A 15,009-nucleotide genomic window follows, 5' to 3' on the forward strand; every position below is an offset into this window, starting at 1 on the left:
GGTTAAGGCTGCGCACGGGCGGCCTTTACCTCTTCGGCGACGCTGCGCAGGGCGGCGGTGAGATCGGGCTTGGCCAGACCGCCGAAGGCGAGGCGGAGCGCCTGCGGCACGGCTTGGGTCGTGGCAAAGGCCTCGGCCCCGGAGACCGAGACGCCGCGCGTCTTGAGCCGTGAGACGATGGGTTCGGCACGCAGGCCCCGGTCGAGCGGCAGCCAAGCGAAGCCCGCGTTGGGATGCGACAGGAGCGGCAGACCGGTGAGACCGGCAAGACAGTCGCGGCAAAGGCGCTGACGTTCGGCCCCGTCGCGACGCCGGGTCTCTTCCGAGCGGGCGAGGGTGCCATCCTCGATCCAACCCGTGACAAGCCCCGAAATCAGCGCCGGCGCGTTCCATGTGGTGGCGCGGATCGCCTCGATCAGCGGGGCGATGCGGCTGGGCGGCGCGATGAGATAGCCAAGGCGCAGCCCGGTGGCGAGGCTCTTGGAAAAGCCGCCGATATGGATCGTGCGCTCGGGGGCGAGGGAGAGAAGGCTCGGCCTCGGGGTGGGATCGAGAAACGCATAGGCGGCGTCCTCAAGGATCAGCAGGTCATGGGCCTGCGCCACGGCGATTATGCGGTGGCGGGTGGCGATATCCATCACCGCGCCAAGCGGGTTGTGGACGGTGGGCATGAGATAGACGGCGCGGACCGGGCGGGCGCGGCAGAGCCGGTCGAGCGCGTCGGGGTCCATGACACCGCCCGCGCGGGCGTAGCTGTCGACCGGGGCGAGGTCGATGCCCTGCAGGGCGGCCACGGATTTGAACCCGGGATAGGTGAGCGCGTCACTGGCGATGAGATCGCCGCGCTTGAACAGGGCGAGGGCGGTGATGGCGAGCCCGTGCTGCGCGCCGGAGGTGATCAAGAGGTGTTCGGGGTCGAGCGGGCCGAAACCGTCGCCGAGGGACGGCTCGAGATGGGCGGCGATGAGGCGGCGTTCATGGGGGCGGCCGCCATGGGGCTGATAGCGCAGCATGGCCTCGAGATCGCCCGCCGTGGCGAGGCGTCTGAGCCCGGCGCGGAGCATGTCGGGATCGCCGCTGTCGCCGGGCATGTTGAAGACGAGATCGAGAAGCCCGTCGGATGTGCCCTGCTGCATCCCGAGGCTGAGCGGCAGGCCCGGATCGCGCACGAACGTGCCGCGCCCGGCCTCGCCCGTGACCAGCCCGCGCCGTTCCAATTCGCCATAGGTGCGGGTGGCGGTGGCCAGCGCCACGCCAAAGCGTTCGGCAAAGGCGCGGTGGGTGGGCAGCCGCGTGCCGGGGGCGAGCGTGCCACGGTCGATGGCGGCGGCGATCTGATCGGCGAGGCGGAGGTAGCGGGCTTGGGGCATCTTAGTAACTCGGGAGGCTCGGGGCGGCGTGGGGAGAGCATGGCGGGGCGCTGTCCTTAGGACAATCTAAAAATTGTCATGGATAGGCGCGGCGTGCCATGCCGGGGCAGCGAGACCCTTGCCAATCAGGAGCGCAAATCATGATGAAACCGCTTGCCGTGCCGCTCTTGGCGCTCAGCCTCTTTACCGTGACATTCGCGGTCAATCTGCAGGCGCCGCTCTATGAGACCTATGCCGCCGGGAGCGGGCGCGGGGCGATGGCGGTGACCATCGGCTTTGCCGCTTATGTGGCGGGGCTGATGCCGACGCTTGTGCTGCTCGGCGGGCTGTCGGACCGGGTGGGGCGGCGGGGGCCGATTGCGCTGGCGCTTTGCCTTGGCGGGGTGGCGACGGGGATTTTGGTGGTCTGGCCCGGCTGGTCGAGCCTTGTGGTGGCGCGGGTCCTACTGGGGGTGGGGACGGCGCTCGCGACGACGGCGGGCACGGCCTATATGGCCGAGATCATGGGCGAGGCGCGGGCCGGGCGGGCGGCGCTCGTGGTGACCTCGGCCACGTCTTTGGGCTTTGGCGGCGGGGCCTTGGCGACGGGGATCAGCCTTGGGGTGCAGGGGGCGACGCTGTTGCCGGCGAGCTATGTCGCGCTGTTTCTGGCAGTGCCGGGGCTGGTGCTTGGCGTGCTGGCGCTGCCCCGGGTCGATCGGCCTCGGGCGGTGTCGCCGCTGCGGTTGCCGGTCTTTGCGCGTGGCACATGGGTGTATGGCGTGGCGATGGCGCTTGCCTGGTCGACGACGGGGATGGTGATCGCGGTGGTGCCACTTGAGCTAGGCGCGCGGGGGCTTGGCGGCTGGGGTGGGCTGGTGATTTTTCTGGCGATTTTCATAGGGTTTCTCTGTCAGCCGCTGGCGCGGCGGATGGGGCCTGGGCGGGCGCTGGCGCTTGGCTTTCTCTGTGTCCCAATGGGGTTTGCGGTGCTCTTGTGGGGGGTGTGGCTGGGCCTGCTCTGGCCGGTGCTGGCGGGGGCCTGCCTCACCAGCGCGGCGAGCTATGGGTTCACCTATCTGGCGGCGCTGGCCGAGGTGTCGCGGGCCGCACCCGAGGAGCGGGCGCGGGCGGTGGCGGGGCTTTTTGTCTATGCCTATGTGGGGTTTGCCCTGCCGGTGATGGCGAGCGGCGCGCTGGCCGAGCGGGTCGGCCTGCCAGAGGCGATGGCGGGGTTTGCCATGGCGCAGGCGGCGGCGACGCTGATCACCGCGCTGCTGTGGGCTCGGAGGTCTGGGGCCCGGCAGGCGGGGATCAGGCGGTTTTCTTATCCTCGGTGGCGGCGGCCTCTTCCATGGCGCTGAGCAGCATGGTTTCGAGCTCGGATTCGAGCTCTTTCGCGCGGGCGATATAGGCGGCGTTTTCCACCGTCGGGATGTCCGGGTTCCACAGCGCGGCGAGTTCCTTCACCGAGTGGCGGTCGTGATGGTAGAAGGTGGTCTCCAGCTCGGCCGCCTCGAATTCCGACAGGCCGAGGTTTTCCAGCGCATAGCGCCCGGCGCGCAGCGAGGCGTCGAACATTTCGCGCACGATGTCATTGGCCCCGGCCTGATAGAGGCGGAAGACATGGGTGCGATCGCGGGCGCGGCAGATGATGTGCAGATCGGGCCGTTCGCGGCGGGCGAAATGCACCAGCCGCACCGAGGCCTGCGGGTCGTCGATGGCGACCACCAGCACGCGCGCCTCGCGCAGGCCTGCGGCGATGAGCATTTCGGGGCGGGTGGGGTCGCCGAAGAAGCTCTTGATGCCGAAGCGGCGCATGCGCTGGATGGCGGAGAGGTCGCGGTCGAGCACCACGGTGGAAAAGCCCGCCGAGCGCACCAGACGGTGGACGATCTGGCCGAAGCGGCCGATGCCGACGATGATCACCTGGCCCTTGTCGTCGATTTGGTCGGGCTCGGGGAGGTCGTTCGTCTCGGTCATGCGGCGCGACATCCAGTCGTAGAGCAGGAAGAGCAGCGGCGTGATCAGCATGGTGAGGGCGACCACCAGAAGCAGCACCTCGTCGATCTGGCGGGGCAGGACGTTTTGCTGTTTCGAGAAGGAGATCAGCACGAAGCCGAACTCGCCGGCCTGGGCCAGCGACAGGGTGAAGAGCCACAGATCGCGGCGGCGCAGGCCGAAGACGCGGCCGAGGCAGTAGAGGGCGATGCCCTTGATCACGATGACGGCGAGGGTGAGGCCGAGGATCAGCGCGGGCAGGGCGAAGAGCACGGCGAAGTTGATGCCGGCGCCGACGGTGATGAAGAAGAGGCCGAGGAGCAGGCCCTTGAAGGGTTCGATGTCGCTTTCGAGCTCGTGGCGGAATTCGCTGTTGGCGAGGACCACCCCGGCGAGGAAGGCGCCGAGCGCGGGTGAGAGGCCCAGAAGGTTCATCAGGAAGGAGATCGAGACGACGATGAGCAGGGCCAGCGCGGTGTACATCTCGCGCAGCTTGGCGGCGTGGATGAAGCGGAAGATCGGGCGGGTGAGGTAGACGCCGAAAACGATGATGCCCGCGACCGCGCCGAAGGTGACGAGGGTCACGCCCCAGGACGGCAGGCTTTCGATGAAATGGACGGCGGCCTCATGGGCGGGGGCGACCTCGTGTTTGCCTTCGCCGGCCATCAGTTTCTTGAGCGCGTCGCCAAGCACGGATTCAGGCGTCTGGGGCAGGGCGAGGAGCGGGATGAAGGCGAGCATCGGAATGACCGCGATGTCCTGGGTCAGCAGCACCGAAAAGGACGAGCGGCCGCCGCCGGTGCGCATCAGCCCCTTTTCCGACAGGGTTTGCAGCACGATGGCGGTGGAGGAGAGCGCGAAAATCATGCCGATGGCGAGCGCCACGCTCCAGACCTGACCGAGCTGCATCGCCACCACCATGACCGCCAGCGTGGTGAGCACCACCTGCATGCCGCCGAGGCCGATGAGCTTGTGCCGCATGTCCCACAGCGCCTTTGGCTCGAGTTCGAGCCCGATGAGGAAAAGCATCATCACCACGCCAAATTCGCCGACATGCTGCAAATCATGGGTTTCGTGACCGACGAGGCCGAGCACCGGACCGATGAGGATGCCGGCGGCGATATAGCCCAGAACGGAGCCCAGTCCCAGGCGCGAGGCGAGCGGTACGGCGATGACCGCTGCAACCAAGTAGATCGTCGCCTGAAACAGCATACCTTCCATGGGATTTTCCTTGCCTGCGTGGGGTTTGGACAAGTTTAGCCTATCGGGGGCGTCAAGGCTATCGGCCATGCCCCGGCGGGAGATGGGAAAATTCGGCGGGGCGTATCACGATGGGGGCAAGAGGGCGTCACCAAAGGGCGGCGCGACAGGGTTGGACGCGCAAGCGGGGGCTTTGCCTTGGCCGCCTCAGCCTGTATCACCGCGGGAAGATGAAATGCGAGCCGCAGAAACGCGGTCAGGGGGATGGCGCATGATGAATTGGCCGGAAGGCTATGGGCGGCGGGTGCTGGCGCGGGTCGACAGCACCAATGCCGAGGCCGCGCGGATCGCGCCGACTTTGGCGGGGCCGGAATGGATTCTGGCGCTGGAACAGACGGCGGCACGGGGGCGGCGGGGCCGCGCCTGGGCCAACCCGGTGGGCAATTTCGCCGCGACCTTGGTGATGCGCCCGACCGAGAGCCCGGATCAGGTGGCGCTGCGGTCCTTTGTGGCGTCGCTGGCGCTGTTTGACGCGGTGGTTGATGCGACGGGCCGCGCGGCGGGGGTGAGCCTCAAATGGCCCAATGATGTGCTGCTCAATGGCGGCAAGCTCGCCGGGATCTTGCTCGAGAGCGCGGGCAGCGGCGGCGGGTTGTCGCATTTCGCTATCGGCATTGGCGTCAACCTGCGCGAGGCCCCCGGCGCGGGCGAGGTCGAGCCGGGCGCGGTGCGGCCCGTGTCGCTCTTGTCCGAGGCGGGGGTGATGGTGACGCCGGAAGAGTTTCTTGATCTGCTGGCCCCGGCCTATGCGCGCTATGAGACGCAATTCGTGACCTATGGGTTCGCGCCCATTCGCGAGGCCTGGCTCGCGCGGGCGGCGAAGCTCGGCGAGGTGATCACCGCGCGCACCACCCGCGACAGCCATGAGGGCACGTTCGAGACAGTGGACGCGACGGGCAATCTTGTATTATCCACCGCCCACGGGCGCATCGCCATCCCGGCGGCGGATGTGTTTTTCTAGGGAAGGGCGGCGCGATGCTTCTGGCGATTGATTGCGGCAATACCAACACGGTGTTTTCGATCTGGGACGGGGAGAAATTCCTCTGCACCCTGCGCACCTCGACCCATCATGCGCGCACGGCGGATGCCTATTTCACCTGGTTCACCACTTTGGTGGCCCATTACGGCATCACCCCGGACATTCAACATGTGATCATTTCCTCGACCGTGCCGCGGGTCGTGTTCAACCTGCGGGTTTTCGCGGATCGGTTCTTTGGCTGTCGCCCGGTGGTGGTGGGCAAGCCCGATTGCGCGCTGCCGCAAGCGCCGCGTGTCGATGAGGGCACGATTGTCGGGCCCGACCGTCTGGTCAATGCGGCGGGGGCCTATGACCGCCATGGCGGCGATCTGGTGGTGGTCGATTTCGGCACCGCCACCACGTTCGACGTGGTGGCCGAGGATGGCGCCTATGTCGGCGGGGTGATCGCGCCGGGGGTGAACCTCAGCCTTGAGGCGCTGCATATGGCGGCGGCGGCGCTGCCGCATGTGGATGTGACCACGCCACAGAAGGTGATCGGTACGAATACGGTGGATTGCATCCAGTCAGGGGTGTACTGGGGCTATGTCGGGCTGGTCGAAGGGATCTGCGCGCGTATTCGGGCCGAGTATGATCGCCCCATGCGGGTGATCGGGACCGGCGGGCTGGCGCCCTTGTTTGCGCAGGGAACGCAGCTATTTGATACGATAGAAGAAGATTTGACGATGCATGGTCTCACCGTGATCCATGCGTATAACCAGAAGATGTAAGAACAAGAAAGAGAGCTGAGGACATATGAGCAGCGACAGACTGATCTACCTGCCCCTGGGCGGCGCGGGCGAAATCGGCATGAATGCCTATGTTTACGGCTATGGCAAACCGGGCAAGGAGCGGCTCATCCTGGTCGATCTCGGCGTGACATTTCCGGATATGGACACGACGCCGGGCGTGGATCTGATCATGCCCGATATCGCCTGGCTCGCCAAGAACCGCGACCGGCTCGAGGCGGTGTTCATCACCCATGCCCATGAGGATCATGTCGGCGCTGTGGCGCATCTCTATGATCGGCTGGGCGCGCCGGTCTATGCGCGGGCCTTTACCGCCAATATCGCGCGCCGCAAGATGGGCGAGCATGGGCATCCCGATGAGGCGGTGACCACCGTGTCGGCCTGGCCCGAGATGACCGAGGCCGGCCCGTTTCAGGTGGGCTTTGTGCCGCTGTCGCATTCGATCCCCGAAAGCTCGGGTCTGATCATCGACACGCCGGCGGGGCGGATCGTCCATTCCGGCGATTTCAAGCTCGACGAGAACCCGGTGGTGGGCGAGGCGTTTGACCGCAAGCTCTGGGAAGAGGTGGCGAAGCCGGGGGTCAAGGTGTTTGCCTGTGACAGCACCAATGTGATGTCGCGCCATCCCGGGCGCTCGGAATCGAGCGTCGGTGGCGAGATCGAAAAGCTCGTCGGTACCGCCGAGGGCGTGTTTGTCGCCACCACATTCGCCAGCAACGTGGCGCGGGTTCTGACGCTGGCCGAGGCCGGTCAGCGCGCCGGGCGGTCTGTGTGCCTTTTGGGGCGGGCGATGCGGCGGATGATCGAGGCCGCGATCGAGACCGGTGTTCTCGCCGATTTCCCGCGCACGGTGAGCCCTGAGGACGCGCGCAATATCCCGCGCGAGAACCTCATGCTCATCGTGACCGGCAGCCAGGGCGAGCGCCGCGCCGCGAGTGCGCAGCTTGCCAATGGCAAATATCAGGGGATCGAGTTGAAAGAGGGGGATATGTTCCTCTTTTCCTCGAAGACCATTCCCGGCAATGAGCGCGGTGTCCTGCGCATCGTCAACCAGCTCAGCGAGAAGGGCGTCGATGTGATCGACGACAGTTCCGGGCTCTACCATGTGTCGGGCCATGCCAACCGGCCCGATCTCGAGACGATGCATGAGATTTTGCAGCCCGAGATCCTGGTGCCGATGCATGGCGAGCATCGCCATCTGCGCGAGCATGTGAAGCTCGCCGATAAGCGGGGGATCAAGGGGATCCTTGCGGTCAACGGGATGATGATCGATCTCACCGGCAAGGCGCCCAAGGTGGCGGAATATATCGACACCGGTCGGACCTATCTCGATGGGTCGGTGAAATACGGGGCGATGGACGGAATCGTGCGGGACCGGATCCGCATGGCGCTCAACGGGCATGTGATGGTCAATGTGATCCTCGACGAAGAGGACGCGCCGCTGGGCGAGCCGTGGTGCGAGCTCCGTGGGCTGGCCGAGCAGGGGAGCAGCAATGCGCCGCTGGTCGATGTGCTCGAGGCCGATCTCGATCAGTTCCTGGGCCGGGCGGATGACAAGACGCTTGCCGATGATGACAAGCTCGAAGAGCAGCTGCGCCGGATCACCCGTCAGACGACGCAGGGCGAGATCGGCAAGAAGCCCGAGGTGACGGTGGTGATCAGCCGGCTGAGCTGAGGCCGTTCCGGGCGATTTCTGCCGCAGGGCAGGGTATCAGAGCTCTTCCCGTCTCGCGTGACGGGGAGGGCTTTTCTCGTTTCAGAGGCCGAAAAAAGAGTTGAAACGCGGCGGGTTTGCGCGCTTGCATGGGGTGGGGAGTGGAGCGTTCTTGGGGAGGATGCGAGATGGGGCTGACGAATTGCCGCGAGTGCGGGCATCAGATTTCAGAGGCGGCGAAGACCTGCCCGAGCTGTGGGCTCGACAATCCGGGGCCGTCGGGGGTGTGGATCGGGCGGCTCAAGATGGCGGGCGGGGCGGTGGTGCTGCTTCTGGTGGGGATCTTGGTGATGCGCAGCCTTGGCGGTCAGATGCTCAGCACCTGCAAGATAGTGGCGCTTCGCAACGCGGAGGATGCGTTTATCGTCAATGGCGAGTTCGACTATGGGATCGTGACCCATGTCACCGCCGGGCTCGACGGGGCGGGGCGCGAGGTCGAGATTTCCGTGCGGCTCGAGACGAGCGAGGGCGATTTCACCCGCAAGACGCGGGTGGCCATCGGCGACAAGGGGCAGCGCAGCGTGCAGGTGCAATTTCCCGAGCCTACCATTGGCGGCAAGGTCGATCGCAGCGTTGCGAGCTGTCGGTAAAGGAAAGGGGGCCGGTGACCGGGCTTAGCCGGTCATCCGCTCCTCAAAGCTCAGCGCGATGAAGCTGGGCAGGTGGTCGCCCATGCCGACGGGGCCTTTGCCCTGTTGGCCGCCACGCTGGCCGCGCGATTGACCGCCGCGCGAGCGGTCGCGGTTTTCGCGATTTTCACGGCTCTCGCGGGGTTCGCGCGTGTCGCTGGCGTTCTCCTCGGCGGGCTCGGCGGGCTTGCCCCGGCGGCTGCGGCTGCGGCTGCGCGGTTTGTCGTCGCTATCGGCGGATTTGGCCGGGGTCGCCTCGACCGTATCGGTCACAGGTTCTGCCTCTGTCGCGGCCATGGCGGGCGCGTCGGATTTGGTCTCGACCGCCTCGCTGGCCTCTGCGGGGGCGGCATCTGCCGTGTCGCGGGCCGTGTCGCGGGCGCTGTCGGATTTGCCGCGACGGCTGCGGGTGCGGCGCGGTTTCGGCTTGTCGCCTTCGGCGCCCTCGACCTTGGCATTGTCGCCCTCGTCAGAGGGGGCGGTGCCGAGCGGGTTGTCGATGCGCGGAATTTCTTTCTGGATCAGCTTTTCGATGGCGTCGAAATTCTTTTCGTCGCGCGGCGCACAGATCATCATCGCCTTGCCGTCGCGCCCGGCGCGGCCGGTGCGGCCGATACGGTGGACGTAATCCTCGGCATGGCTCGGCACGTCGAAGTTGAACACATGGCTCACCGAGGGCACGTCGAGACCACGGGCCGCCACGTCGGAGGCCACGAGGAAGCGCAGGTCGCCGGCGCGGAAGGATTCGAGCGTGCGCGTGCGCTGAGACTGGTCGAGATCGCCATGGATCGGCGCCGCGTCATAGCCGTATTTCTTGAGGCTTTTCGCGACGATATCCACATCCGTCTTGCGGTTGCAGAAGATGATCGCGTTGGTGCATTTGTCGCCCTCGGCGTCGATCAGCTTGCGCAGCACATTGCGTTTCTCGGAGGCTTCGCGGTCGCGGCGCGAGCCTTTGAACATCACCACGCCCTGTTCGATCGTCTCGGAGGCGGTGGCCTGACGGGCCACTTCGACCCGTGCCGGGTTCGACAGGAAGGTGTTGGTGATACGTTCGATTTCCGGGGCCATGGTGGCCGAGAAGAAGAGCGTCTGACGGGTGAAGGGGGTCAGGCCGAAGATGCGTTCGATATCGGGGATGAACCCCATGTCGAGCATCCGGTCGGCTTCGTCCACGACCATCACCTTGACGTCCGACAGGATCAGCTTGCCGCGCTCGAAATGGTCGAGCAGGCGGCCGGGCGTGGCGATGAGCACATCGACGCCCTTGTCGATGATCTGTTCCTGTTCCTTGAAGCTGACCCCGCCGATGAGCAGCGCCTTGGTCAGTTTCAGATGTTTGGAATAGGTGTCGAAGTTTTCCGCCACCTGTGCCGCCAACTCGCGGGTCGGGCAGAGCACCAGGCTGCGCGGCATCCGGGCGCGGGCCCGGCCACGGGCCAGAAGCGAGAGCATCGGAAGGGTAAAGCTGGCGGTCTTGCCAGTGCCGGTCTGGGCGATGCCCAGAACGTCGCGGCCTTCGAGGGCGGGGGGAATCGCGCCCGCCTGGATCGGTGTCGGGCTTTCGTATCCGGCCTCGTCGATGGCCTTGAGAACTTTTGCGTTGAGGTTCAGCTCAGAGAATTTTGTCATGTGTATCCGCTGTTTGCGGACACTTTCCCGGCCCGCCGTCATGATTGGGATCGGGCCCACGCGGCCCTTGCGGTTCGTCGCAATTAACGATCCCTCGGGGCCATGTAGCGCAGATTGGGCTTGGTGGCAATCTGTTGTGATTATGTGCGCACAATGCGGGGGTTAAGCGGTGCTTTGTCGCCTATTTGGCAACAGTTGACGCGGTTTGCGGGAAAAACCGGGCCCGTTTCGCCGCAAGATCGAGGTCGATCCGGTGCAGCTGGTCGTGATCCGCGAGCCGGGCGCGCAGGGCGGGGCTCGCCTCGCAGACCTCGGCGTAGAAGCGGCGCAGCGCCGCCTCGCCGCCCTCGGTCTCGAGCAGGGAGAAGAGCGCATTGAGGTTGAGACCCGCGCCATCCGGGGTGGGCGCCGGTTTGAGATCGGCGCGGTAGCTGCCCCGCGCCAGCCGGTAGCGATAGGCCTGCAGGAAATGGTCGAAATCGCGGGCGTGGAGATGGCAGAGCTTGGTCTCTGCCAAAGAGGTCTCGGCGCTGAGCTGTTCACCCTGCACAAAGCCGTTGTGAATACGGAAATTCACCTTGGGGATGCGGGTGCGGATAAAGACCTTGCCCGCCACATGGCTCAGGAAGCCGCCGTTGAGATGGGGGCCGAATTCGGGGTAGATCTCGGCGGTCTGGCGGCGGCGCAGGGCCTGTTGGCGCGCGTAGGATTTGAACCAGAGCCCGGGGTGCGCGCTGTCATCCACCGGCGCCAGCGCCTCGATGGGATAGACCCGGACCACGTCGGTGTCATCGGGCAGGGCGGCGAGCTGTTCGCCGATGGGCCGGTCGGGCCAGAGAAATTCATCCACGTCGATATGGGCGAGCCAGTCGACCCCGGGGCGGCGGCGATAGGCGAAGGTGGCGTTTTTCGTCTGGCGGGCCTGATGTTTTTCGGGCCGTCCGTCCCAGCGGGCCCAATGGGCGTCGTCGCAGACCGTGACCTGCACCCGGGGCCGGGTGGCGAGGGCCGCGCGGGCCTCTGGGTTGTCCTCGTCGAGAAAGAGGTGGATGCGATGCGCGCCGAGCGCCAGATGATGGGCCGCGAACTCGAGGATCGCGTCGCAGTCTGCCTTGACGGTGGCGACGATGCCCCAGCGGGTCGTTGGATCGGGCGAGGGGGCGTTGGCATCGGTCATGGGGCATGATTGGCCGAGAGCGCAGCGCGGTGCAAGAGGGCTTTGCCTTGCGCTTGGGTCGGTGGCACTCTATCTCGTGAGAGGAACCACCAAGGAGGGCGCGATGGCCATTCTCGCAAGCGATATCGAGGCTTTGATCCGTGAGAGCTTTCCCAATGCGCGGATCAGCGTGCAGGGCGATGACGGGGCGCATTTTGCAGCCGAGGTGATCGACGAAAGCTTTCGCGGGAAGAACCGCGTGCAACAGCAACGCGCCGTTTATGCGGCGCTCAAGGGTAAGATGGACGGGTCGAACGGCGAGCTGCACGCGCTGGCGCTCACCACCAAGGCGCCCGACTGAGATCTAGAGACAAGGACATGAGCAATGAGTGACGCAAAGACCCGGATCGACGAGACCGTCAAATCCAATGACGTGGTGCTCTATATGAAGGGCACCAAGGAAATGCCGCAATGCGGGTTTTCCAGCCGCGTGGCGGGGGTGCTCAACTATATGGGTGTCAATTACGCCGATGTGAACGTGCTGGCGGATGAAGAGATCCGGCAGGGGATCAAGGAGTATTCCGACTGGCCGACGATCCCGCAGCTCTATGTGAAGGGCGAGTTCGTGGGCGGCTGTGACATCATCACCGAGATGACGCTCTCGGGGGAGTTGGACACGCTGTTCGAGGAAAATGGCGTGACCTATGACAAGGACGCCGCCGAGAAGATCCGCGAAGCCAACGCCTGAGGTTGGCGGCCCCGTGTGGGGCTGTGGTTGCGACATGAGACGCCCGCCGGGGGATCGGCGGGCGTTTTTCTTTGGGTATTTGGGACCAGAATGAGGGGGGCGGGCGGGGGCGGCCCGATGGCCATGTTTTGATCTTGGTTACGGGATAGGCAGGCCTTGTTTTGGCCATGCTCACTTGGTTAACAAGGGTGTTTCGAGTGATTTAGTGTGAGGTGAGTAACGTGACTTCCGAAGACAACAAGAGTGAAGAACCTTCCCAGCCGCGGCAGCGCGTATCCGCGATTTTGCGGCGGCAGATCCCGATCCGGCATGGTGAGGCGCCGCGGTCCTGGCTGGGCGGTTTGCCGATGATGCCAAAGGATGTGCAATGGCCCCGCGACGAGACGGGGGCGCCCCTTCATTTCCTGGCGCAGATCTGCTGTGCGGATCTGCCGGCGGATCTTTGGAACGGCTATGGGCCGCGCGATGGCTGGCTCTTGTTGTTCGTGGAAACCTTAGAGTACGAGAGAAGGCGCGGGGGCGTGCAGGTGATGCATGTCGAGCGGCTTGGGGTGGAACACGCGCCGCCGGAGGACGCCCCGACTGTGCGGCAGAGCATGTCCGATTCCATCGCTAACACAGCGGCGGAAATCCGGCCGGGAGTGCCGAAATTCTGGCGTAAATGGCCGGTTGATATCTATGTTCATCGCTATTTCGAGTCAGAGGATGGCATGGGCCCGGCCGCTATTACCGATGAGACTGTCTATGGTGCGCCAGCTCTTGACGGTGGCATTTGGCATAATTTTCGCGACTGCGGCCTTTCCCGGCCGATCACCTGGCAGGGGGCGCTCTATGTCGTGGAAGGGGCTTTGCGGAGGTTGGAGCCGAAGACGTTCGCGCGTCAGTTCGAAAGGGATTCTGGACTTCTTGCCGCGCCGGAGCCGGATTTCACGGGTGTCAATCAAGAGGTCGAAAAACGTCTCGAGCGCAGTAATGCGGACGCAGCGGACGCGCCGGGCTATGAGGCGCGGCGACAGGCTATCTACGAGGAGGTCGTGGCCGAACTGCGCGCCGGACACAGCACAGGATGGCTGGTCCGGACCTTTGCCGAGTTCGAGGGGCGACGGGCGAAGTATCAAGGAGAGATTGAAGCGCTTAAAATGGAGATGGACGTGGGGGACGAAAGTCTCGATGACGAGCCCCGGGAGAGCAAACAGCGCAGGCTTGAGGGGCTTTATGAGACGCTTGCTCAAGTAAACCATGTTCTCGACGATCTGGCCAAGAGGGCGGCGGGCTTTTCCGGCCCGGATCGCGAGGCAGCCCTCGGCGAAGACATCAAAGCGGCGGGAGAGGCCTATTTCGCATGGGGGGAGGCCATGCGCGTGAAGGTTGGTCAGTTGTATGATGAAATCCGAGCTCGGACTCTGACCGCGCCCCTGCGGAAAGCCGATTGGGTGGCAATCACCAAGATCCTTAGCGACCAGGAAAAAGCCCATTTCTGGAGGCAACGTAACTCGTATCTCTTGCCGGTTGAAAAAACGCTCGCGATCGAAGAACGCCATCTCGACATGGCGATCCGCGAAGATATTCTCGATCTCTATGCGCGCGGAACGATTGGTTTGGCGTCGCTGAGTAAGAAGAAGCTCAGGATGCTCGAGCAAGGGTTGCGCCATTTTGAAGGGCAGGCGCCACATCGTATGGGCGGTCATCCCAATCTGGTGCAGTATTTCGAACTGGAACCGGAGGAGGCGCTCTTGTTCCAGCTGAACACCGATGGTCCGATGGGCTGGATGTGGGGGGATTGCGGCATCTTCTATGTCACCATGCTCCGCGAGGATCTCCAGCAGAATAAATTTGGGCGTCTAGAGGCCTTTGCCCATTGCCATTGATCTGTCCGCGCCCCGGCCTCATTCCGGGGTATCGGACGAGGCCGAGAGGGCGGCTCAGCGGCGTTTGCGGCGGGTCAGGCGGCGCACCAGGAAGATGGCGAAGAGCGCCATGATCACGATGCCGATGCCGCGGCCTAAGGTGGCGAGGAGGCTGTCGGTGCGGTCCGCTCTTTTGCTGGCGGTGCCTTGGGGGAGGGCGGCGGCGGGGAGCGGCGCGAAGCTGGCGAGGGTCTGGGTGATCTCGGCCCGCGTGGCGTCGAGATCGGTGCTCTGGGGCGCGTTGCCGGGGTAGAGCTCGCAGGAGAGCGTGGCGACGGTGGTTTTCAGGAAGAGCGTGCGGGCGGTGAGGGTCACCGGCACGCTTTGGACCTCTCCGGTGGCGTGGTAGTCCCAGCTCGGGTAGCCGTCCTGGCGCGGCGTGGCCTCGGCGCTGTCGAGCGTGTAGCCCTGTCGGGCGAGCCCGTCACCGCGCGAACGGGAGAAGATTTCGGCGCCCTTGTCGGTCATGTCGGACAGGAGATCGCCGGTGGATTGCGGCGGTGTCATGGTCTCGGGATAGGGGCCGCCTTGCAGGAAGCAGGCCCGCCAGAGCGCGCCCTCGCTGGCCTCGGGCGTGGTGAGGTTGCCGATGGCAAAGCGGATGGGGGCGGTTGTTTCAAGCTCGAGCCAGTCGGATTGGGGCAGGGCAAAGGAGACGCCGAGGGTCTCGTCGCTATGGGCCGTTTGGGCCGTGGCGGGTCGGGGGAGGGCGGCGAGCGCGCCCAAGAGCAGTGCCGATGTGAGATGTCGCATGATCTGTCCCTCCCTCATGGGGTGTTTTTCTGGAATTGCCCGGTGACAGGGATCGGGGCGCACACATGCTCGTAACGCGGTCGCTGGGAGGCCTGT

General features: G+C 65.2%; 13 protein-coding genes. 8 read left to right on the forward strand and 5 right to left on the reverse strand.

Annotated features, from left to right (window positions below):
- Positions 1-2 precede the first annotated feature (2 nt).
- The gene (locus WA237_RS06430) at positions 3-1,370 is read right to left on the reverse strand and encodes an aminotransferase-like domain-containing protein (protein ID WP_336097076.1); all 1,368 of its coding nucleotides are present in this window, start codon (positions 1,368-1,370) and stop codon (positions 3-5) included.
- Between the two features lie 140 nt (positions 1,371-1,510).
- Here WA237_RS06430 and WA237_RS06435 point away from each other — a divergent pair, with 140 nt between their 5' ends.
- Positions 1,511-2,713 (forward strand): MFS transporter, encoded by a 1,203-nt coding sequence (locus WA237_RS06435; protein ID WP_336097077.1) that lies wholly within the window; start codon positions 1,511-1,513, stop codon positions 2,711-2,713.
- Here WA237_RS06435 and WA237_RS06440 read toward each other — a convergent pair.
- Positions 2,664-4,571, reverse strand: coding sequence for a cation:proton antiporter domain-containing protein (locus WA237_RS06440; RefSeq protein WP_336097078.1), 1,908 nt, complete (start codon positions 4,569-4,571; stop codon positions 2,664-2,666). The genes WA237_RS06435 and WA237_RS06440 overlap by 50 nt on opposite strands.
- Positions 4,572-4,821: 250 nt before the next feature.
- Here WA237_RS06440 and WA237_RS06445 point away from each other — a divergent pair, with 250 nt between their 5' ends.
- The 4 genes from WA237_RS06445 to WA237_RS06460 all read left to right on the forward strand — a co-directional run bounded on the left by WA237_RS06445 (position 4,822) and on the right by WA237_RS06460 (position 8,678).
- Positions 4,822-5,571, forward strand: a complete 750-nt coding sequence (locus WA237_RS06445) for a biotin--[acetyl-CoA-carboxylase] ligase (protein WP_336097079.1) — start codon at positions 4,822-4,824, stop codon at positions 5,569-5,571.
- Between the two features lie 14 nt (positions 5,572-5,585).
- A complete protein-coding gene (locus WA237_RS06450; RefSeq protein ID WP_009815452.1) occupies positions 5,586-6,356 on the forward strand; it encodes a type III pantothenate kinase in 771 nt (256 codons plus the stop codon).
- A 25-nt stretch (positions 6,357-6,381) separates the two neighbouring features.
- Positions 6,382-8,049: a ribonuclease J gene (locus tag WA237_RS06455; protein ID WP_336097080.1), complete on the forward strand. Its 1,668-nt coding sequence runs from the start codon at positions 6,382-6,384 to the stop codon at positions 8,047-8,049.
- 167 nt (positions 8,050-8,216) lie between these two features.
- Entirely contained in the window at positions 8,217-8,678 is a 462-nt protein-coding gene (locus WA237_RS06460; RefSeq protein ID WP_336097081.1) for a zinc ribbon domain-containing protein, read from the forward strand.
- A gap of 24 nt (positions 8,679-8,702) precedes the next feature.
- On the opposite strand, the gene WA237_RS06465 is transcribed toward WA237_RS06460, so the two are convergent.
- Entirely contained in the window at positions 8,703-10,349 is a 1,647-nt protein-coding gene (locus WA237_RS06465; protein ID WP_336097082.1) for a DEAD/DEAH box helicase, read from the reverse strand.
- A 181-nt stretch (positions 10,350-10,530) separates the two neighbouring features.
- Positions 10,531-11,526, reverse strand: coding sequence for a glycosyltransferase family 2 protein (locus tag WA237_RS06470; RefSeq protein WP_336097083.1), 996 nt, complete (start codon positions 11,524-11,526; stop codon positions 10,531-10,533).
- Positions 11,527-11,629: 103 nt separating this feature from the next.
- Here WA237_RS06470 and WA237_RS06475 point away from each other — a divergent pair, with 103 nt between their 5' ends.
- The 3 genes from WA237_RS06475 (at position 11,630) to WA237_RS06485 (ending at position 14,121) form a co-directional block, all read left to right on the forward strand.
- Positions 11,630-11,866: a BolA/IbaG family iron-sulfur metabolism protein gene (locus tag WA237_RS06475; protein WP_040618191.1), complete on the forward strand. Its 237-nt coding sequence runs from the start codon at positions 11,630-11,632 to the stop codon at positions 11,864-11,866.
- Positions 11,867-11,890: 24 nt separating this feature from the next.
- Entirely contained in the window at positions 11,891-12,253 is a 363-nt protein-coding gene (grxD, locus tag WA237_RS06480) for a Grx4 family monothiol glutaredoxin (protein WP_009815446.1), read from the forward strand.
- Between the two features lie 221 nt (positions 12,254-12,474).
- Positions 12,475-14,121, forward strand: coding sequence for a DUF1963 domain-containing protein (locus WA237_RS06485; protein WP_336097084.1), 1,647 nt, complete (start codon positions 12,475-12,477; stop codon positions 14,119-14,121).
- A gap of 54 nt (positions 14,122-14,175) precedes the next feature.
- Here the strand turns inward: WA237_RS06485 and WA237_RS06490 are convergent, their stop codons facing one another.
- A complete protein-coding gene (locus WA237_RS06490; RefSeq protein ID WP_336097085.1) occupies positions 14,176-14,913 on the reverse strand; it encodes a hypothetical protein in 738 nt (245 codons plus the stop codon).
- Between the last annotated feature and the right edge of the window lie 96 nt (positions 14,914-15,009).

It is taken from the genome of Roseovarius sp. CH_XMU1461 (genome assembly GCF_037027165.1).
Taxonomy (GTDB): domain Bacteria; phylum Pseudomonadota; class Alphaproteobacteria; order Rhodobacterales; family Rhodobacteraceae; genus Roseovarius; species Roseovarius nubinhibens.